We start from the raw sequence: 20,205 nt of genomic DNA on the forward strand, positions 1-20,205 counted from the left end.
GGTGATACACGGGGGGGCGGGGCCGTGCAACACGGCCCCGCCGCCAGCCCCCCGCGCCCGCCACTCCCCGCCGGTCCGCCCGGGCCTGCCAGGGCAGACGGGGGGGCAACCGCCCCCCCGCACCCCCCCGGCACCCCTGCTCCGGACGCCCCGCACCCCGCGCCCTTCTCCCTCCCCCGTTTCGGGGGAGCGTCGGGGAGGGGGTCCCCCACCCCAAAACCACGCAAAGGAAAACGGGCGCCCCTTTCGGGACGCCCGCCAAACCCTGCCGATCCGGAAGGGATCAGGCGGCTTCCGAGATGAACTTCACCGCATCGCCGAAGGTCTGGATGGTCTCGGCCGCATCATCCGGGATCTCGATCCCGAACTCTTCCTCAAAGGCCATGACCAGTTCCACGGTGTCGAGCGAATCCGCGCCCAGATCGTCGATGAACGAGGCGTTCTCGGTCACCTTGTCTTCCTCGACGCCCAGATGCTCGACGACGATCTTCTTCACGCGTGCAGCGATGTCGCTCATGTCTCTTCCTCTTTTCCGTTGCGGGATCGCATCCCGTTCCTTGTCCCTGCCCCAGGGGGGCACCGTCCCCGCAAACCATACGGGAAGGCCGGGTTAACTCCCGGCCCTTTCGCCGCGCCTATAGCAAGGGCGTTCCCGCAAGGCAAACGCTTTCCATGCCACAGGCCCGACGCTGCGCTATACCATGTCCATCCCGCCGTTCACATGCAAGGTGGCACCGGTCACATAACCCGCCTCGGCCGAGGAAAGATACAGCACCGCCGCCGCGATCTCGGCCGGATCACCCATCCGTCCGGCGGGCACCGCCGTCAGGATGCGCGCCTTCTGCTCCTCGTTCAGCTTGTCCGTCATCGCCGTGGCGATGAAGCCCGGCGCCACCACATTCACCGTGATCCCCCGGCTTGCCACTTCCGCCGCCAGCGATTTCGACAGGCCCAGGAGCCCCGCCTTCGCCGCGGAATAGTTCACCTGCCCGCCATTCCCCGTGGTCCCCACGACCGAGCCGATATTCACGATCCGCCCCCAGCGCGCCTTCATCATGCCGCGCACGGCGGCCCGGCACAGCCGGAAGGTCGCGGTCAGGTTCACGTCCAGCACGCTCGCCCAGTCGTCATCCGACATCCGCATCACCAGCCCGTCGCGCGTGATGCCCGCATTGTTCACCAGGATGTCGACCGATCCCATCGCCTCGGCCGCCCGCTTCACCAGCGCCTCGACCTCTTCCGCCACCGACAGGTTGCAGGGCAGCACATGCGCGCGCCCCCCCAGTTCCGCCGCCAGCGCCTCCAGCGGTTCCACCCGCGTGCCCGAAAGCCCGACCGTCGCCCCCGCGCCATGCAGCGCCCGCGCGATATCGGCCCCGATCCCGCCCGAGGCCCCCGTCACCAGCGCCGCCTTACCCGTCAGATCGAACATCGCCTGCTCCCTTCGCTCAGAAACTGACGGTTTCCCTAGCAGCATCAATTCCGCCATACCAGCCATTGCGCGGCCCCGCCGCTTCCGGCAAGCTTCCATCGGGGGCTTTCTGCCAGCAGGCAAAGCCATGTCGAACAGCCTTTTTCCCGAAGCGGTGCTTGTCGCCCTTCTGCTTCTCCCCCTCGCCGCGCTGATCCTGCGCCGCCTCGCGCGGCCCCATCGTCGCCGCCACCGCCGCCGCGCGCGCCATGGCACGGAGTTCAGCAGATGGTCCGGCCCCGCCGCGATCCATCCCCTTCCCCCGCCCGCAGCGCCCCCCGTCGCCAGCGCTGAAGCGCCCGTCGCGCCCGCCTCCCCCGACCTGCGCGATCCCGCCCAGCAACTGCATGCCATCGCGCGGGTGGAATTCGAATGCACGCCCCTCCTGAACCGCAAGGAAGCCCGCCTTCTCCCGCTGCTCGAATCCGCCACCCGCGATCTCTGCGCCGGTCACCGCGTCATGGCCCAGACCAGCCTGGGCGAGCTGATCCGCCCCCGCCCCGACAGCGCAGGCCCCGATGACCGCAACGCCGCCTTCGCCTCGATCAATTCCAAACGCCTCGATTTCGCGATCATCGACAGGGCCGGCCGGCTGGCCCTTGCCGTGGAATATCAGGGCGAAGGCCATCACCAGGGCACCGCCTTCATGCGCGACGCCGTCAAGCGCGAGGCGATCCGCCGCGCCGGGGTCCCCCTGATCGAGGTCGAGCCCGACTTCGACCCCGGCCTTCTGCGCCAGCGCGTCCAGGGCCATCTGGCCCCCGTGGCGGGCAGCGCCAGCATCACCGCCCTCGGCAGCCGCCGCCCCTAGACGCGGCCCAAATTTCTTCGAAGAAATTTGCAAAAATCTTCGAAGATTTTTGATCAGAGCAGGGACTTCGCCACCGCCTCGGCCTCTTCCGCGGCCACATGGCCCGGCGCGGCGGCGGCCAGGTCGGCATCAAGCACGGCAAGCAGGCGGAACTCCTCCCACCACAGCCACATGTCCGGCCGATAGTATCCCTCGGCGCGGAAATACGCCTCATGCGCCAGCCGCCAGAAGGCCAGCGATCCATCGCCCTCACCCTCCAGCGCAGCAAATTCCGCGTCAATCTCGTCCAGCCGCCGCCGCCCGACGGCGACCGTCTCGATCACCGCCACCGCGCGGCCTGCGGCCATCACCGCCCAGGCCATGCCCGGAACCGTCGGGTTCGCCTCCCGCCCATCCCAGACCGTCGCGCGCTTGCGCCCCGCAATCACCAGCGCGGCCAGCCTTTCCTGCGCTCCCGCCGATCCGAAGGCGAGACAGGGCAGAGGCCCGAATCCCGCAATCTCGACGCTCTCCTCCGACATCCCGCTTCCCCCTTGCGCCGGTTACCTGCGACGGTCGCCAACCCGGGCCAGAAGGGGGCAAGGTGCCCCCGGCCCGGTCCGGGCCGACAGCGAGATCACACGCCGCCGCCCCGGGATCAGCCCTTCGCCCCCAGCACATCCTCGGGCGTGCCGATGGCGCGCAGGGACATCTCGCCTGACACGATCCGCTTGATCATCCCCGACAGCGCCTTTCCGGCGCCGATCTCCCAGAACTCGGTCACGCCCGCGCCTTCCATCCACAAGACGGATTCGCGCCAGCGCACCGATCCCGTCACCTGCGCCACCAGCAGATCACGGATGCGGTCCGGCTCGGTCACCGCCTCGGCGCGGACATTCACCACCACCGGCACAACCGGCCTGTCCACCACCACGGCGGCCAGCGCCTCGGCCATGACCCGCGCGGCGGGCTGCATCAGCGCGCAGTGGAAGGGCGCGCTGACCGGCAACAGCAGCGCCCGCTTGGCGCCCCTGGCCTTGGCGATCTCCACCGCCCGCTCCACCGCCGCCTTGTGGCCCGATACCACCACCTGCGCGGGATCGTTGTCATTGGCGGCCTGGCAGACCTCGCCCTGCGCGGCCTCGGCCGCCACCGCCACCGCCGCCTCGAAATCCAGGCCCAGAAGGGCTGCCATCGCCCCCACGCCCACCGGCACCGCCTCCTGCATCGCACGCCCCCGGATCCGCAGCAGCCGCGCCGTATCCGACAGGCTCAGCGCCCCCGCCGCGCAAAGCGCGGAATATTCCCCAAGGCTGTGCCCCGCCACGAAACCGGCATGCGAGGAAACTGTGATCCCCTCCGCCTCCAGCGCCCGCAGCGCCGCGATCGAGGTGGCCATCAGCGCGGGCTGGGCATTCTGCGTCAGCGTCAGTTCCGCGATGTCGCCCTCCCAGATCAACGCCGAAAGCTTCTCCCCCAGCGCCGCATCCACCTCGTCGAAGACGGCCTTCGCCGCCGGATAGGCCTCGGCCAGCGCGCGCCCCATCCCGATGGTCTGCGCCCCCTGTCCCGGAAACACGAATGCTCGGCTCATCGCCCGTCCCTCCCTGGCTCCGGGCCCTCTGCGGCCCGCCTCCCCTTCCGCTTACCCAATGCCCCCTCCGCGCGCAATCACCCAGCGCCCCGCCCCATCCCGCCCGGCCCCGCGCCCGATCCGATCCGCCCGGCGGTTAAACCCGGCTTCATATCCGTCGTTCAAGATGCCTGAGACCCGGTGACACCCGCCGCCCCCCACATCCTTCCGCAAGGTGACCATGAAAGACATTTCCCACGAAGAAATGCCGATGATCGCGGATCATGGCACCGGCCATCCCGTCGGCCATCCCACGGATCGCAACGCCGGGGTGATCCGCGACATCGCGGCCGAGGTGGGCACCCTCTCGGTCTCGCTCGCCGATGTCTCCGGCGCGGTCGAGGATGTGGACAAGCTCATGCACGCCCAGGTGGAAACCCTGCGCGGCCTGCACGGCCTGTCCGAATCCCTCGCCCGCGGGAATGAGGCCATCCGCGACGCCGCCCGCGCCGCCCGCGGCGCCACGGTCGAGGCGCGCGAAACCGTCGCCTCCGGCCAGACCCGGATCGGCGCCGCCCTGTCCGATGTCACCGCCCTTGCCAATCAGGTGGCGCTCTTCGGCGACCGGATCGAGTCGCTCACCCAGGCCCTGACCCGCGTCGCCCGCGCCGCAGGCGATATCGACGCCATCGCCCGCACCACCAACCTCCTCGCCCTCAACGCCTCGATCGAGGCCGCCCGCGCCGGTGCCGCCGGGCGCGGCTTCATGGTCGTCGCGCAAGAGGTCAAGCAGCTCTCCGGCCGCACGCAAGAGGCGACCCAGCTCATCGACGCCAATCTCGCCAATCTCACCCGCGAAATCACCGCCCTGGCCGAGGCGGGCCGCTCCGCCGCCGAAAGCGCGGGCAAGGTCCGGCGCGAGGCCGATCACGTCTCCCGCGTGATGACGGAGATCGACGGCGCGGTCCTCGCCATCGCCGACCGGCAGGATCAGATCACCGCCTGCACCGACGCCGCCGCCACCCAGGTGGCCGCCACCGAACAGGGCTGTCAGGGCATCGGCGTCGGGGTGACGCAGGCCGCGGGGCGGCTCTCGGCCGCGAAAGGCAGCCTCTCCGATCTCGTCGATGCCAGCGAACGCCTCGTCGCCTCCACCGCCCGCCTTGGCGTCGATACCGTCGACACCCCCTATATCAATGCCGTGCAAGAGGCCGCCGCCCGCATCTCCGCCCTTTTCGAGGCCGAGGTTGCGGCAGGCCGGATCTCGCTGCATGACCTCTTCGATCAGACCTACCGCCCGATCCCGGGCAGCGATCCCCAGCAGGTGATGACCGCCTTCACCGCGCTGACCGACCGCCTCCTTCCCGCCGTGCAGGAACCGCTTCTCGATCTTTCGCCCGATGTGGTCTTCTGTGCCGCGGTGGATGTGAACGGCTATCTGCCCACCCATAACCGCAAGTTCTCGCAACCCCAGCGTCCGGGCGATCCCACATGGAACACGGCGAACTGCCGCAACCGCCGCATCTTCGCCGATCGCGTGGGCCTCGGCGCCGGGCGCAGCACCCGGCCCTTCTACCTGCAATCCTACCGGCGCGACATGGGCGGCGGCACCTTCGCCCTGATGAAGGACGTCTCGGCCCCGATCTTTGTCCAGGGCCGCCACTGGGGCGGCCTGCGGCTGGCCTATCGCGCCTGATATCGCCCCCCCTTCCGCCCGGCCCTTGCCGCCCCCGGGCGGCCATGGCACATCCCCGCCATGGCCCTCCATCAGCACCCCCGCCTGCGCCGCGTGATCTATGCCACCTCATTCGAGGCGGGCGGCATCCTGCTCTCCACCCTGCTCCTTCTCGCCATGGCCGAAACCACGGCGGGCAGCTCGCTCGTCTTCTCCATCCTCGCCTCGACCGTGGCCATGCTCTGGAACCTCGCCTTCAACGCGGCCTTCGAAAGATGGGAATCCCGCCAGCCCATCCGCGGCCGCAGCCTTGCCCGCCGCAGCGCCCATGCCCTGCTCTTCGAAGGCGGGCTCGTCCTCTTCCTCTTGCCCCTCACCGCCTGGTGGTTCTCGGTCCCGCTCCTCCAGGCGCTGGCCTATGAATCCGCGCTGATCCTCGCCTTCCTGATCTACACCTGGATCTTCACCTTCGCCTTCGACCGCCTCTTCGGCCTGCCCGCCTCGGCGCGCTGACGCCCTCCCCCGCCCGCCCATCCGCGCGGCGGGCCCCGCCCGCCAAAATCCTGCCTCAGGATTTTCCGCGATTTCTGCGTCAGAAATCGCCTCCCCGGCATCCCCGCAGCGCCACGGCGCAAAGCCTTGCCTTCCTGCCGCCTTTCTGTATAAGGCCCCATCCTTTCCGCATTCACGTGAACCGGCGCAGCCTCTCGTGGACGGGCCGCGGAAAGGCCGAACGCCCGCCCTATGAAATGCGCCATGACAAGAACTGGAGTGAACATGGCTCTTTACGAGCATGTCTTCATTGCGCGTCAGGATCTGTCCAACGCGCAGGCCGAAGGTCTGATCGAACATTTCTCGACCGTCCTTTCGGACAACGGCGGCAAGGTCGTCGAATCCGAATACTGGGGCGTCAAGACGATGGCCTACAAGATCAACAAGAACCGCAAGGGCCACTATGCCTTCCTGAAATCGGATGCCCCCTCGGCCGCCGTGCAGGAAATGGAACGCCTGATGCGCCTGCATGACGACGTGATGCGCGTCCTGACGATCAAGGTCGATGCCCATGGCGAAGGCCCCTCCGTCCAGATGCAAAAGCGCGACGAGCGTGAGCGTGGCGATCGTGGCGACCGTCCCGAAGGCGGCTTCGGCGGTGGCGAACGTCGTGAGCGCAGCTTCGGCGACCGTCCCGATCGTGGTGGCGACCGCGGCGGCGACCGCGGCGGCTTCCGTCGTTGATCAGGCCCAGGAAAGGACCATAAACCATGGCGAACAAACCGTTTTTCCGCCGCCGCAAGGTTTGCCCCTTCTCGGGCGACAATGCTCCGGCCATCGACTACAAGGACGTCCGTCTCCTGCAGCGCTACATCTCCGAGCGTGGCAAGATCGTCCCCTCGCGCATCACCGCGGTCTCGGCGAAAAAGCAGCGTGAACTGGCGCAAGCCATCAAGCGCGCCCGCTTCCTCGCCCTGCTGCCCTACGCCGTGAAATAAGGAGAGACCCAGATGCAAGTCATCCTCCTTCAGCGCGTGGCCAAGCTTGGCCAGATGGGCGAAGTCGTCAACGTCAAGGACGGCTATGCCCGCAACTTCCTCCTGCCGCAGGGCAAGGCGCTCCGCGCCAACGAGGCCAACATCAAGTCGTTCGAGGCCAAGAAGGCCCAGCTGGAACTCCAGAACCTCGAAACGAAGAAAGAGGCCGAAGTCGTCGGCGCGAAACTCGATGGCCAGACCTTCGTGGTGATTCGCTCCGCCTCCGACGCGGGCGCGCTCTACGGCTCCGTCACCACCCGTGACGCCGCCGAAGCCGCGACCGAGGCCGGCTTCACCGTGAACCGTGCCCAGGTCGTGCTGGATCGCCCGATCAAGGATCTCGGCCTGCACGCCGTCTCGGTGGTGCTGCATCCCGAAGTCTCGGTCCGCATCACGCTGAACGTCGCCCGCTCGCCCGAAGAGGCCGAACTGCAGGCCTCCGGCAAGTCCATCCAGGACCTCGCCGCCGAAGCCGAAGCCGCAGCCGATTTCGAAATCGCCGAACTCTTCGACGATCTCGGCGGGGCTGCGTCGGAAGACGCCTAAGCGACGGGCCGTCAGGCAAGTCAAAGGGGCCGCGCGGTGCCAACCGCGCGGCCCTTTCCTTTCCGCCCTCGGGGATTGCTCCCTTCCCCAGCCGCGACATGCCGATGTCGCCGCCGCCCAAGCCATCCTCCCCGCCGCCCCCTAGCGTGGCGGACGGAGGAGCCCATGACCCCCACGATCCAGCCCCTGCCCGGCCAGACGGCAAAAGGCATCGCCCTGCTTGTCGCGGGCGTCGCGGTGTTTTCCGTGCAGGACATGATCCTGAAACTGCTCTCCGGGGCCTATCCGCTGCATCAGGCCATGGTCCTGCGCTCGCTCACCGCGATTCCCTTCCTGCTGCTGCTCGTGCATCGCGACGGCGGCCTGAACCGCCTCTTCACCCCCGGCACGCGGGCCATGATCGGGCGCGGGCTGGTGATGTTTGCCGCCTATACCGCCTATTACCTCGCCCTCGCGGCCCTGCCGATGGCCACGACCGTGGCGCTCTATTTCTCTGCCCCTCTCTTCATCACCATCCTCTCGGTCTTCTTCCTGTCCGAAAAGGTCGGCCCCCGGCGCTGGCTGGCGCTTCTGGCAGGATTTGCGGGCGTGCTGATCATGGTCCGCCCCGGCGGCGATCTCTTCGACTGGGCGGCCCTGCTGCCCGTCCTCTCGGGGCTCGCCTATGCCATCTCGATGATCTCCGCCCGCCGCCTCGGCCAGACGGAAACCGCCGCCGCCCTCGCCTTCTGGGGCAATGCCGTCTTCCTCGCCGCGGCGCTTGCGCTCTCGGCCCTGCTCGGCACCGGCCATTACGCGGACGAGGCGCATCCCTCGCTCGCCTTCCTGCTGCGCGGCTGGGTCATGCCCACGCCCTTCGACCTGATGCTGATGATGTCCTGCGGCGTCATCGCGGCCCTCGGGCTCACGCTGCTGACGCAGGCCTACCGCATCTCCGAAGCCTCGGTCGTGACGCCCTTCGAATATACCGGGCTCCTGTGGTCGGTGATCTATGGCTGGATCTTCTGGCGCCAGTGGCCCGGCCCGCTCGACTGGCTCGGCATCGCGGTCATTGTCGGGGCCGGGCTCTTCATCCTCTGGCGCGAGGCAGCCACCACCCGGCAATAAAGAAGGCCGGGGACATCGCCCCCGGCCCGGAAGTTCCGGCATGCCCCCCAAATTCCGGGGGGCCGCCCCTCACATCTCGTCCAGCGCCTCGATGGCCTTCTGAAGATCGTCCTTGCTGACGTCCTTCTCGATCACCTTGGCCCCGGCCACGATGTGATCCACGACCTTGTCCTCGAAGATCGGCGCACGCAGCTGCTGCTGCACCTGCTGGTTCTTCTGGACGAACTCGAAATAGGCGCGCTCCTGGCCCGGATAGTTGCGGGCCTGCGCCAGCACGGCCTGCGTCATCTCTGCATCGGTCACGGTGACCTCGGCCTTGCGGCCGACTTCGGCCAGCAGCAGACCAAGGCGCACCCGGCGCTCGGCCAGGGTCTTGTGCTCATCCGTCGGCTCGATGGAGCCGTGGTTGTGCCCATGCTCCTCGGGATGCTCCTCGTGCCACAGCTGATGCGCGATCTGGGCAGCTTCCGCCTCCACCAGACGCGCGGGCAGGTCGAACTTCACCAGCCCGTCCAGCTGATCCAGCAGCGCCCGCTTCAGCACGGCGCGCGAGGCGCCCTTGTATTCGGCCTCCAGACGCTCCGCGATCTGGCCCTTCAGCGCGGCCAGATCCTCGGCCCCGTATTTCTTCGCCAGCTCATCGTCGATCTCGGCGGGCTTGGCTTCCTTCACCGCCTTGATGGTGCAGGCAAAGACCGCGGCCTTCCCGGCCAGATGCTTGGCGCCATATTCCTCGGGGAAGGTGACATTGACGGAAACCTCGTCACCGACCTTGGCACCGACGAGCTGATCCTCGAACCCCGGGATAAAGGATTTCGACCCCAGCACCAGCGCATAATCCTCGGCCGAGCCGCCATCGAACAGCTCGCCATCGACCGAGCCCTTGAAGTCGATCACGACCTGATCGCCATCCTTGGCCTTGGCGCCCTTCTTGCGGTCCTCGAAGTTCTGCGCATTGCTGGCCAGATTCTTCAGCGCCTCTTCCACATCGGCGTCCGAGGCCTTCACGACCAGCTTCTCCAGCTTGATCTTGCCCGCATCGACATCCGGGATCGGCGGCAGTGCCTCATAGCTCATCTCGACGACGACATCCTTGCCTTCCGACCAGGTCTCGCCATCCACCATCTTCACTTCCGGCTGCAGCGCGGGGCGGTCGCCGGTCTTGTCGAAATGGTCCTTCATCGCGCCGTCGATGGCATCCTGCATCGCATCGCCCAGCAGGCGCTGGCCGAACTGCTTCTTCAGGATCGCCAGCGGCACCTTGCCCTTGCGAAAGCCCTTCATCTCGATCTCGGGCTGCGCCTCGACCAGCTTTTCCTGCACCTTGGCGTCCAGCTCGGCCGCCGTCACCGTGATGGTGTAGGCGCGCTTCAGACCTTCGTTCAGGGTCTCGGTGACCTGCATGTTTCCGTCCTTCTCATCTCATCCCTGGTGCGGGTGGAGGGACTTGAACCCCCACGCCTCACGGCGCCAGAACCTAAATCTGGTGCGTCTACCAGTTTCGCCACACCCGCAAATTGCCCAAAACGCGCCCGCCCGTCCCCTCAGGTCCGGCCCGCACGCGCCCTGAAAATTCCGCGCCGTTCTAGCAAAGCCCCACGGGGGATGCGAGAGGAAAATCAGGGCGAAATCTGACACAGATTTCGCGCCGTTTCCTGACGCAGGAAACGTGGCGGGCATCCTGCCCGCAAACCGGAATTTGCGTCAAATTCCGCCGCGATTTTTGCGTCAAAAATCGCCCTCACACCCCCAACCGCCGAAACACCGCAGGCAGCATCTCGGGAAGATCCTCCGCAATCAGCCCCGGCCCGAACTCCCGCGCGCAGTCCACATGCAGCCAGGCCCCCGTGCAGGCCGCATCGAAAGGCGAAAACCCCCGCGCCATCAACCCCGCGATGAACCCCGCCAGCACATCCCCCGACCCGGCTGTCGCCAACCACGGCGCCGCCCGCTCATACTGCGCCGAATTCACCGCACAGCGCCCATCGGGTGCCGCAATCACCGTATCCGCCCCCTTGAACAGCACCACACAGCCCGCCCGAACTGCGGCCTCCCGCGTCGCATCCACCTTGGAATAGGCAGGCCCCGTCACCGCCGGTGCCAGCAGCCGTTCCGCAATATCCGGAAACAGCCGCGCAAACTCGCCGCCATGCGGCGTCAGCACGCAAGCCCCATGCAGCGCCCCGAACAGCCCCGCCTCCCGCGACAGGATCGTCAGCGCATCCGCATCCAGCACGACTCCCGTAGGGCGGGGTTCACCCCGCCGCTGAAGGGGTTCACCCCGCCCCCCCAAAGCCGCCGCCACCAACCCCACCTCCCGCGCCCCGGTCCCCAGCCCCGGCCCCAGACAGACCACCCCGATCCGCCCATCCTCCAGCACGGCTTCCAAGGCCCCCCCGTCCTCCACCACCCGCAACATCACCGCATCCAGCCGCGCCGCATTTTCGACCAAGGCCGCCGAAGGACACCCCACCGTCACCACCCCCGCCCCGATCCGCAGCGCCCCCCGCGCCGCCAGCCGCGCCGCGCCCCCGCGTCCGGCAGGCCCGCCAAGAACGAGAACCGCACCATTCGAATATTTGTTCGTCCAGAACGTCCGTTTCAGACGGTCCGTCGAAGGCGGATCGACCAGAGGCACGCCACCGCCCCCGCTCAGTCCGATCTCCTTCACCACCAACTTGCCACAGCATCCCGGCCCAACCCCGAGGAAATGCCCAAGCTTCGGTGCATGAAAGGTTACCGTAAGCGCAGCCACCAACTTCGGCTCCACGCTCCTCCCATCATCCGCGATCAACCCCGACGGCACGTCCACCGCCACCATGCGCTCCGTGCAGGACAGAAACTCCTCAAGACTTGCGTCGACGCCATGTCCGTCGCGCATGCCGATCCCGTACAGCGCATCCACCGCGACGTCGAACCAGTCCCGGGCAACATGGAACTCGCGGAAGGGAACAGTCTCACCCCCCGCCGCCTCCCACCGCGCCCGCATCGCCCGCGCATCCGGCCCCTGTCGCGCCAGATCGTCCCACGCGTAGCAGGTCACCTCCCACCCCCGCTCCCGCAGCAACCTCGCCACGACAAACCCGTCGCCGCCATTGTTCCCCGGCCCGCACAGCACCACCGCCCGGAACGACCCCGCCACCAACTCCGGCCATTCCGCAAGGATCGCCTCCACCACCCCCCGCCCGGCCCGCTCCATCAGCTCCAGCCCGGTCACCGCGCCGCTTTCAATCGCCGCCGCCTCGATGGCGCGCATTTGTGCAGAAGTCAGAAGCTCAGCCATCCCGCCGCCCAATCCGTTCGCAAACCGCCCACCAAACAGCCGCTTTGCACAAATTTTAATCACACCACCCCGAAACGGCCCCTTAACCTTTCGCCGTGTCGGAACTGCGATTGTCCCTCCCCAGCAGAAATGATCATACCCCGAAAGACAAGGCACACGGGGGGAGAGTCGGCCCATGAAGAAGATCGAGGCGATCATCAAGCCGTTCAAGCTGGACGAGGTGAAGGAAGCCCTTCAGGAAGCCGGCATCCAGGGCCTCTCCGTGACCGAGGTCAAGGGCTTCGGCCGCCAGAAGGGCCATACCGAGCTTTACCGCGGCGCCGAATATGTGGTCGATTTCCTGCCCAAGGTGAAGATCGAGGTCGTCCTCACCGACGACATGGTCGACACCGCGATCGAGGCGATCGTCTCTGCCGCCCGCACCGACAAGATCGGCGATGGCAAGATCTTCGTCTCGCCCATCGAACAGGCCATCCGCATCCGCACCGGCGAAACCGGCGACGACGCGGTCTGATGAACACCGCGCGCCCGCAAGGGCAACGCGGAAACTGAAACACCAAACCGAAAGGCATCATGATGAGCGCAGTAAAGAATGCTCTGAAGCTGATGAAGGACGAGGAAGTCGAATATGTCGACATCCGCTTCACCGACCCGAAGGGCAAGCTTCAGCACGTCACCCTCGTGGCCGACCTCGTGGATGAGGACTTCTTCGAAGAAGGCTTCATGTTCGATGGCTCCTCCATCGCCGGCTGGAAGTCGATCGACCAGTCCGACATGAAGCTCATCCCCGATGCGTCTTCGGTCTATATCGACCCGTTCTATGCCGAAAAGACGATGTGCGTGCATTGCAACGTGGTCGAGCCCGACACGGGCGAGGCCTATAGCCGCGATCCGCGCGGCACGGCGATGAAGGCCGAAGCCTATCTGAAATCCTCGGGCATCGGCGACGCCTTCTATTGCGGGCCCGAAGCCGAATTCTTCATCTTCGACGATGTCCGCTATGCGGTCTCGCCCAACAAGGTCTCCTACCAGATCGACGCCGAAGCGGCGGCCTGGAACATGGACACCGTCATGGAAGGCGGCAACCTCGCCCACCGCGCCAATTACAAGGGCGGCTACTTCCCGGTGAACCCGATCGACGAAGCGCAGGACCTGCGCGGCGAGATGCTCTCCACCATGAAGCGGATGGGCATCAAGGTCGACAAGCACCACCACGAAGTGGCGACCTGCCAGCACGAACTGGGCATGATCTTCGGCGGCCTCACCGAACAGGCCGACAACATCCAGAAGTACAAATACGTCATCCACAACGTCGCGGCAGCCTATGGCAAGACCGTGACCTTCATGCCCAAGCCCATGAAGGGCGACAACGGCTCCGGCATGCACGTCAACATGTCGATCTGGAAGGACGGCAAGCCGCTCTTCGCGGGCGACAAATACGCCGACCTCAGCCAGGAGGCGCTCTACTTCATCGGCGGCATCCTGAAGCATGCCAAGGCGCTGAACGCGATCACCAACCCCTCGACCAACAGCTACAAGCGCCTGATCCCGGGCTTCGAGGCCCCGGTTCTGCGCGCCTATTCCGCCCGCAACCGCTCGGGCTGCGTCCGTATTCCGTGGACGGAATCGCCCAAGGCCAAGCGCGTCGAGGCCCGCTTCCCCGATCCCTCGGCCAACCCCTATCTGGCCTTCGCGGCGCTGCTGATGGCCGGCCTCGACGGCATCAAGAACAAGATCGACCCGGGCCCCGCCTCGGACAAGGACCTCTACGATCTGCCGCCCGAAGAACTGGCTGCCATCCCCACCGTCTGCGGCTCGCTCCGCGAGGCGCTGGAGGAACTGGAAAAGGACCACGACTTCCTGCTCGCAGGCGACGTCTTCACCAAGGATCAGCTCGAAGGCTACATCGCGCTGAAATGGGAAGAGGTCTACGCCTTCGAACACACGCCGCATCCGGTGGAATACCTGATGTACTATTCCTGCTGATCTTCCGGGATCATCGCAGCACTGCCGAAAGGGCCGCCCTCGGGTGGCCCTTTCTCATTCCCGCCACAGCTTTCAGGCAACCTTTTGTCGGCGGATACAACCTTAGGAATGGAATACGCCAATAATTGCAGGCAATCCCCCTGCGCCCTCCTCAGAAAGGACAAAATCTCGTCACGATTGGATGGTTCGTTTAAAAAAACTTAAGGAGCCGCCGCCATGCTGGACAGTGACGCATCCTTCTCCCTTGTGCCCGAGTTTCACACCATCCGTCGCGCGCCGACCAAGGGCCTGGCGCGGTCTTCCGATCTCCCCTTCTGCGCCGAGTCCTTCGCCGCCTGCACCGATGCTGCAAGCTTCGTGCCAGTCCCGCGCGATCCGGCCCCCGGGCATCCGACAGCAGAGGAACCGGCCGCCCTCGCGCCGACACCCGCCGAAACCCCGCTCACCGGGCAGGCCCCCGAGGATACCGACACCACCACCCCCGACGCGCGCGCCATCACGCCGCGCCGCCCGCTGCGCTTCACCCCCGCCCGCGACGGCGGCGACCACGCGCCCGTCACGCTGCCCGTCCTCAACCTCTTCGCCAATGTCTTCGACGATGACAGCCTGCACGGCCCCGGGATCGACCCCCGCCTGCAACGCGGCCGGGATCGCGCCCGCGCCTGCCTCGCCGCGCATCAGGCCGATCTGCCGCCCGAGGCGCGCAATCTCTGGCACGACATGGATATCGACGACGCGGCAGAACCCGCCGCCCCCGAGACAGGCTTCACCGTGACCGAGACGGAATGCCCCGCGACCGCCTCCCATCCCCGCCGCCGCATCGTCCGTCACCTGACCCCGCGCAGCGTCCGGTCCACCCCGCCCCAGGCCCCGGCCGAGCTGGACCCGCTGCAGGAACAGCTGCACCTGATCCGCGACGCGCTCTATGCCGAAGATCCCGCCGGGGCAGAGGCACCACCGCAACCCCACCGCGCCGCCGCGCTCTGGCAGGCCCTTGTCGCGGTCTTCCTGCCGTTCTTCACCCTGCTCGCGCCCCGGGCCGCCGCGCTGCGCGACCGGCTCGCCCCGCCGCGCGCCCTCCTGCTGCCGCCCCTCGCACCGCGCGCCGTCGCGGGCTGCGCCATGCTGGCCATGATCGGCCTGTCGCTCTCCTCCGCCATCCTCTGACGCAAGGCGATCAACCCGGGGTTAGCCGCGCACCCTGCCCGGTGCCGTTCACGTTCCGGCGACAACCCCGGGCCTTTCGGCGGTTTCCCGCCCATTCAGCGCCAATTCAGGCAACAATCGGGCAGAAACACGGTCGATTCCGCACAACTTCCCCAAACCCACCCGAAATTCGGCGCATTTGTTCATCAACCTTAACGCGTGGCCATGCGAAAGACAGGAGGGCACGCCGTTGGCATTCGATGACAGCACCATCGCCCAGTTCGTCTTCGACCGCGATCCCGCGCTGAACCTGCCGCTTCTGGTGCGCGAACTCGATGCCGCACTCGGGCGTTCCGGCGCGGGCCAGCGCCGCATCACCTGGGATTGCGAAGACCTCGTCTTCGTCGATCTCGACGGCGTCCGCTTCACCCTTTCCTATACCGGCGAAGCTGCCCCCGGCCTGCCCAGCAGCCTGATGATCTCGGTCGGCCCCGGCGCGGTCAGCCGCGTCGATGGCAAGGACCGCCAGCGGTACGAGGATCTCTGCCACCTCATCGCCGATCGCCTGCGCCACCGCTTCGCCCCACGCGAAACGCTCTGGCATCAGGTCGCAGGCCCCGTCACCGCCGATCTGGTGGATGATCTCTTCGACCGCCTGCCCGATTTCGGCTCCGTCTCCGCCGCCCGCCCCCTGACCCGCCGCTCCGCCCCGGCCGAGGCGATCCGCGCCTTCCCCGAGGCCGAGGATGACACCCCCGTCTCCTTCGTGGAAAAGGCCATGGCCATCAAGGCCGCCAAGGCCGAACGCGCCCGCGCCACCCTGGCCCGCTTCGCGCCCGGCCCGATCACCGCCCCGCCCGCGGCCAATGCCGCCCCCGATCCGGCCCCGCCTTCCGCCTCACGCCCCGTCGCGGCCGATCTCGGCCAGATCCGCGAGGCCCTCTACCCGCCCGAGGCCGAAACCCAGGGCCAGAATGTCCGCATGCGGCTGGCCGCCTCGACGCTCGATGTCACGCTGATGATGGTCTACCTGCCCATGGGCGCGGCCATGCTCACCTGCTCGCTTCTGCGCGGCGGCGATGTCAATGCCTCGGGCCGGGTCATGGCGCTTACCTGCACGCTGATGGCGCTCAGCCATATCGCGGGCCTGACGCCCACGCTGTCGATCCTCTGACGCCCCCTTCGCGCCGCTACAGCCCCGCCTCGGCCATGGCCGCCCGCTCCGCCTCGGTGAAGCGTGCCAAGGGCACGATATGGGTGTGGATGGAGAACACCACCGCCTCCGTCACGGGCAGCCGCAGGATGCATTGCCGCTCGGACCGCAGGTAAAGCCGCTCCACCGCATAGGGCCGCCTGTCGAATTCCAGCCTCGGCTGGAACAGCGTCGGATCGTCATAGACCAGCGCATTATAGCGCTCCAGCGGCTGGCCCAGCCGCACCATGTCGAACAGCCGCTGCACCCGGCGCGCGATCTCTTCGTCATAATGATGCACCGGGCGATGGATGCCCGTCATCGGCTTGCCGATCTTCTGCGCCAACGTCCAGCTGGCCGGAAAGCACAGGATCGCCCCCGTCAGCACCGATTCCGCGCCCTGCCGCTGCATCAGGCACAGATCCTCCTGCACCAGCCGCCCCAGCGTCACCAGGGGATAGGCCCGGTCCACCCGCACCTCCACCCCATCCGGCCGCGTCACCCGCGCCGGATCAACCCCATAGCCCGGCCGCCGCGACAGGATCTCCAGCACCGTCTCCAGCAATTCCTCCGCCGCCGCCCGCCCCTCGGGCAGCAGCGCATGCACCAGTGGCTGGCGCGTGGCGATCAGCCAGTCGCGCTCGGCCATCTGCCCGGCAAAGGCCTCATCCGCGCGGATCCAGTCCTCCGCCCCGCAGGGCAGCATCCCGGGCAGCCGCCAGGTCCGCGGATCCATCCACGGCACATGGGGCAATCTGTCCTGAAGAACCGGCGCGCGCATGCCCCTTGCTAGCCGCCGCGCGAAACCCGTGCAAGCCGGTCTGAATCCGACGCGCCCCGTCGCCCCCCGGCAATCCTGCACCCCCGCCCCCCGCCACCATCGGGAAAACCGACAGGGGGATGATGCCGCATGACCGCCCAATACCATGCCGACCGCCGCAAGATCGACCCGACGCGCGGCCCCCGCCTCGCCGATGGCACCCCGAACGAGAATGACCGGGTAGAGATCGGCCCCACCCAGCTTGCCTTCACCGAGTGGGAGGCCGCAGGCCTCACCCCCCCGAACCTCGCCCGGATGCGCGAATACCGCTGGGACAGGCTGGTCAAGGCGCTCCACGCCCGCGATTGCGGGGGCCTGCTGATGTTCGATCCGCTGAACATCCGCTACGCCACCGACACCACCAACATGCAGATCTGGAACACCCACAACCCCTTCCGCGCCTGCCTCCTCTGCGCCGACGGGCATATGGTGATGTGGGAATACAAGAACTCCCCCTTCCTCGTGACCTTCAACCCGCTGGTGAAGGAACTCCGCTCCGGCGCCACCTTCTTCTACAATTCCACCGGCGACCGGGGCGAGGCCGCCGCCCGCGCCTTCGCCGCCCAGGTGGACGAGGTGATGCGCGACCATGCCGGCACCAATCGCCGCCTTGCAGTGGACAAGATCATGGTCCACGGCCTGCGCGCGCTGGAAGCCATCGGGTTTGAGGTGACAGAGGGCGAAGAACTTACCGAACGCACCCGCGCCATCAAGGGCCCCGACGATATGCTCGCCATGCGCTGCGCCGCGCATGCCTGCGAAAGCGCGGTGGCCGCGATGGAGGCCTTCACCCGCGAGAACGTGCCCAAGGGCGGCATCTCCGAGGATGACATCTGGTCGGTCCTGCATGCCGAAAACATCCGCCGCGGCGGCGAATGGATCGAAACCCGCCTCCTCGCCTCCGGCCCCCGCACCAATCCCTGGTTTCAGGAATGTGGGCCAAGGATCGTGCAGAACAATGAGATCGTGGCCTTCGACACCGACCTGATCGGCGCCTACGGCTTCTGCATCGACATCTCGCGCACATGGTGGGTGGGCGACGAACGCCCGACCAATGCGATGATCGCGGCCCATGCCCATGCGCTGGACCATATCCGCGACCATCAGGCGCGGCTGAAACCCGGCGTGTCGATCCGCGAGCTAACCTTCGGCGGCCATCAGCTGGAAGACCGCTACTGGAAGCAGAAATACTCCTGCAAGATGCACGGGGTGGGGCTTTGCGATGAATGGCCCTATGTCACCTATCCCGACGGCTGGATGGAGGGCGCCTTCGACGCCGTCCTGGAACCCGGCATGACGATCTGCGTCGAGGCTCTGGTCAGCCCGGAGGGCGGCGATTTCTCGATCAAGCTGGAAGATCAGGTGCTGATCACGGAAACCGGCTGCGAGAACCTGACCCGCTACCCCTTTGACCGCGCCCTGATGGGCCAGCCGTGATTTGCGATTTTTCTGCGAAGAATCAGGGGGCTTTCCGCCCCCTCTTGGCGCGTGCCGCGCCAATTCACCCCCGAGGATATTTGAAAACAGATGAAGCAGCAGGCCCGCCTTTCCCTTCATCTGTTCTGAAAACATCCTGCAGGGGGTGAGGCGCGGCACGCGCCGAGGGGGACGCAAAGTCCCCCTTCCTTCAGAATTTTCGCAGAAAATTCGTGCCCTCCGACCCCGCCCTGCGCCTTGCCTCGCCTGCCGTCCCGGCGTAAGGCCTGCGCGACCCCGTCCTGACATGAGGCCCCCATGATCCCCCGCTATTCCCGCCCCGACATGGTCGCCATCTGGGAACCCCAGACCCGCTTCCGCATCTGGTTCGAGATCGAGGCCCATGCCTGCGACGCGCAAGCCGCCCTCGGCGTCATCCCCAAGGCCAATGCCGAAGCCGTCTGGAAGGCACGCGACGTCACCTTCGACGTCGCCCGCATCGACGAGATCGAGGCCGTCACCAAGCATGACGTCATCGCCTTCCTCACCCATCTGGCCGAAATCATCGGCAATGACGAGGCGCGCTTCGTCCATCAGGGGATGACCTCGTCGGATGTGCTGGACACCACGCTGAACATCCAGCTTGCCCGCGCCGCCGACCTCCTGCTGGCCGGCCTCGACCGGGTGCTTGCCGCGCTGAAGGCCCGCGCCTTCGAACACAAGGACACCGTCCGCATCGGCCGCAGCCACGGCATCCATGCCGAACCCACCACCATGGGCCTGACCTTCGCGCGCTTCTATGCCGAAATGGCCCGCAACCGCGCCCGCCTCGTGAATGCCCGCGCCGAAATCGCGACCGGCGCCATCTCCGGCGCCGTCGGCACCTTCGCCAATATCGACCCCCGCGTCGAGGAACATGTCTGCGCGCAACTGGGCCTCATCCCCGAACCCATCTCCACGCAAGTGATCCCCCGCGACCGCCACGCCATGTTCTTCGCCACGCTGGGCGTCATCGCCTCCAGCATCGAGAACATCGCCATCGAGATCCGCCACATGCAGCGCACCGAGGTGCTGGAGGCCGAGGAATTCTTCTCTCCCGGCCAGAAGGGCAGCTCCGCCATGCCGCACAAGAGGAACCCGGTCCTGACCGAAAACCTCACCGGCCTTGCCCGGCTTGTGCGCATGTCCGTGACGCCCGCGCTGGAAAACGTGGCGCTCTGGCATGAACGCGACATCTCCCATTCCTCGGTCGAGCGCGCCATCGGCCCGGATACCACCATCACGCTCGACTTCGCGCTGCACCGCCTGGCGGGCGTGGTGGAAAAGCTGGTGATCTATCCCGAGAACATGCTGAAGAACATGAACAAGTTCAAGGGTCTGGTCATGTCGCAGCGGGTTCTCCTCGCGCTCACCCAGGCCGGTGTCAGCCGCGAGGACAGCTACCGCCTCGTCCAGCGCAACGCGATGAAGGTCTGGGAGAAGGGCGCCGATTTCAAGACCGAACTCCTCGCCGATCCCGAGGTGACCGCCGCCCTCTCGCCCGCCGAAATCGAAGAGAAATTCGACCTTGGCTATCACACCAAACATGTCGACACGATCTTCGCCCGCGTCTTCGGCTGATCTCACGAAAGCGTGAAAACGACCTGCGGCAGGGACGGAAAAAACCATCCT

At 67.0% G+C, this 20,205-nt stretch carries 20 protein-coding genes and 1 tRNA gene; 13 read left to right on the forward strand and 8 right to left on the reverse strand.

Features of this window, described 5'->3' with window-relative positions; genetic code table 11:
• Positions 1-283: 283 nt before the first annotated feature.
• Together G5V65_RS08260 and fabG are read right to left on the reverse strand one after the other, a co-directional pair.
• Entirely contained in the window at positions 284-517 is a 234-nt protein-coding gene (locus G5V65_RS08260) for an acyl carrier protein (protein ID WP_023666215.1), read from the reverse strand.
• 177 nt (positions 518-694) lie between these two features.
• The gene (gene fabG, locus G5V65_RS08265; RefSeq protein WP_165048836.1) at positions 695-1,432 is read right to left on the reverse strand and encodes a 3-oxoacyl-[acyl-carrier-protein] reductase; all 738 of its coding nucleotides are present in this window, start codon (positions 1,430-1,432) and stop codon (positions 695-697) included.
• Between the two features lie 127 nt (positions 1,433-1,559).
• Between fabG and G5V65_RS08270 the strand changes: the two genes are divergently transcribed.
• On the forward strand, positions 1,560-2,282 hold the full coding sequence (locus G5V65_RS08270; protein ID WP_165048838.1) for a DUF2726 domain-containing protein: 723 nt from the start codon (positions 1,560-1,562) through the stop codon (positions 2,280-2,282).
• 53 nt (positions 2,283-2,335) lie between these two features.
• On the opposite strand, the gene G5V65_RS08275 is transcribed toward G5V65_RS08270, so the two are convergent.
• Positions 2,336-2,803 carry an ASCH domain-containing protein gene (locus G5V65_RS08275; RefSeq protein ID WP_165048840.1) on the reverse strand — a complete coding sequence of 156 codons (468 nt, stop codon included), beginning with the start codon at positions 2,801-2,803 and terminating at the stop codon, positions 2,336-2,338.
• A 116-nt stretch (positions 2,804-2,919) separates the two neighbouring features.
• Positions 2,920-3,855, reverse strand: coding sequence for an ACP S-malonyltransferase (fabD, locus tag G5V65_RS08280; protein WP_165048842.1), 936 nt, complete (start codon positions 3,853-3,855; stop codon positions 2,920-2,922).
• 220 nt (positions 3,856-4,075) lie between these two features.
• Between fabD and G5V65_RS22645 the strand changes: the two genes are divergently transcribed.
• From G5V65_RS22645 to G5V65_RS08310, 6 genes are all read left to right on the forward strand, one after another.
• Complete coding sequence (locus G5V65_RS22645; protein ID WP_206526722.1) at positions 4,076-5,530, forward strand: methyl-accepting chemotaxis protein; 1,455 nt, start codon at positions 4,076-4,078, stop codon at positions 5,528-5,530.
• Between the two features lie 60 nt (positions 5,531-5,590).
• Entirely contained in the window at positions 5,591-6,022 is a 432-nt protein-coding gene (locus tag G5V65_RS08290) for a PACE efflux transporter (protein ID WP_165048845.1), read from the forward strand.
• A gap of 264 nt (positions 6,023-6,286) precedes the next feature.
• Complete coding sequence (gene rpsF, locus G5V65_RS08295; RefSeq protein WP_165048985.1) at positions 6,287-6,745, forward strand: 30S ribosomal protein S6; 459 nt, start codon at positions 6,287-6,289, stop codon at positions 6,743-6,745.
• A 26-nt stretch (positions 6,746-6,771) separates the two neighbouring features.
• Positions 6,772-6,999 carry a 30S ribosomal protein S18 gene (gene rpsR, locus G5V65_RS08300; RefSeq protein ID WP_023666208.1) on the forward strand — a complete coding sequence of 76 codons (228 nt, stop codon included), beginning with the start codon at positions 6,772-6,774 and terminating at the stop codon, positions 6,997-6,999.
• Positions 7,000-7,011: 12 nt separating this feature from the next.
• Positions 7,012-7,584, forward strand: a complete 573-nt coding sequence (rplI, locus tag G5V65_RS08305) for a 50S ribosomal protein L9 (RefSeq protein ID WP_165048847.1) — start codon at positions 7,012-7,014, stop codon at positions 7,582-7,584.
• Positions 7,585-7,749: 165 nt separating this feature from the next.
• Complete coding sequence (locus tag G5V65_RS08310; protein WP_165048849.1) at positions 7,750-8,691, forward strand: DMT family transporter; 942 nt, start codon at positions 7,750-7,752, stop codon at positions 8,689-8,691.
• 69 nt (positions 8,692-8,760) lie between these two features.
• On the opposite strand, the gene tig is transcribed toward G5V65_RS08310, so the two are convergent.
• The 3 genes from tig to G5V65_RS08325 form a co-directional block, all read right to left on the reverse strand.
• Positions 8,761-10,095, reverse strand: a complete 1,335-nt coding sequence (gene tig, locus G5V65_RS08315) for a trigger factor (RefSeq protein ID WP_165048852.1) — start codon at positions 10,093-10,095, stop codon at positions 8,761-8,763.
• A gap of 25 nt (positions 10,096-10,120) precedes the next feature.
• Positions 10,121-10,205: transfer RNA gene (locus G5V65_RS08320), tRNA-Leu, on the reverse strand.
• 227 nt (positions 10,206-10,432) lie between these two features.
• Positions 10,433-11,974 (reverse strand): NAD(P)H-hydrate dehydratase, encoded by a 1,542-nt coding sequence (locus tag G5V65_RS08325; protein WP_165048854.1) that lies wholly within the window; start codon positions 11,972-11,974, stop codon positions 10,433-10,435.
• Between the two features lie 175 nt (positions 11,975-12,149).
• On the opposite strand from G5V65_RS08325, the gene G5V65_RS08330 reads away from it, so the two are divergent.
• From G5V65_RS08330 to G5V65_RS08345, 4 genes are all read left to right on the forward strand, one after another.
• Positions 12,150-12,488 carry a P-II family nitrogen regulator gene (locus G5V65_RS08330; RefSeq protein WP_165048856.1) on the forward strand — a complete coding sequence of 113 codons (339 nt, stop codon included), beginning with the start codon at positions 12,150-12,152 and terminating at the stop codon, positions 12,486-12,488.
• Positions 12,489-12,550: 62 nt separating this feature from the next.
• Positions 12,551-13,960, forward strand: a complete 1,410-nt coding sequence (gene glnA / locus G5V65_RS08335) for a type I glutamate--ammonia ligase (protein WP_165048858.1) — start codon at positions 12,551-12,553, stop codon at positions 13,958-13,960.
• A 216-nt stretch (positions 13,961-14,176) separates the two neighbouring features.
• Positions 14,177-15,127 carry a hypothetical protein gene (locus tag G5V65_RS08340; RefSeq protein ID WP_165048859.1) on the forward strand — a complete coding sequence of 317 codons (951 nt, stop codon included), beginning with the start codon at positions 14,177-14,179 and terminating at the stop codon, positions 15,125-15,127.
• Positions 15,128-15,356: 229 nt separating this feature from the next.
• Entirely contained in the window at positions 15,357-16,280 is a 924-nt protein-coding gene (locus tag G5V65_RS08345) for a hypothetical protein (RefSeq protein ID WP_165048861.1), read from the forward strand.
• Between the two features lie 16 nt (positions 16,281-16,296).
• On the opposite strand, the gene G5V65_RS08350 is transcribed toward G5V65_RS08345, so the two are convergent.
• The gene (locus G5V65_RS08350) at positions 16,297-17,079 is read right to left on the reverse strand and encodes a heme-dependent oxidative N-demethylase family protein (RefSeq protein WP_165048863.1); all 783 of its coding nucleotides are present in this window, start codon (positions 17,077-17,079) and stop codon (positions 16,297-16,299) included.
• Positions 17,080-17,208: 129 nt separating this feature from the next.
• On the opposite strand from G5V65_RS08350, the gene dddP reads away from it, so the two are divergent.
• Together dddP and purB are read left to right on the forward strand one after the other, a co-directional pair.
• On the forward strand, positions 17,209-18,555 hold the full coding sequence (gene dddP, locus G5V65_RS08355) for a dimethylsulfonioproprionate lyase DddP (protein ID WP_165048865.1): 1,347 nt from the start codon (positions 17,209-17,211) through the stop codon (positions 18,553-18,555).
• A gap of 297 nt (positions 18,556-18,852) precedes the next feature.
• Positions 18,853-20,154 carry an adenylosuccinate lyase gene (purB, locus tag G5V65_RS08360; RefSeq protein WP_165048867.1) on the forward strand — a complete coding sequence of 434 codons (1,302 nt, stop codon included), beginning with the start codon at positions 18,853-18,855 and terminating at the stop codon, positions 20,152-20,154.
• The last annotated feature ends 51 nt before the right edge of the window (positions 20,155-20,205 follow it).

It is taken from the genome of Paragemmobacter kunshanensis, from assembly GCF_011059185.1.
In the GTDB taxonomy this organism is placed as follows: Bacteria; Pseudomonadota; Alphaproteobacteria; order Rhodobacterales; family Rhodobacteraceae; genus Paragemmobacter; species Paragemmobacter kunshanensis.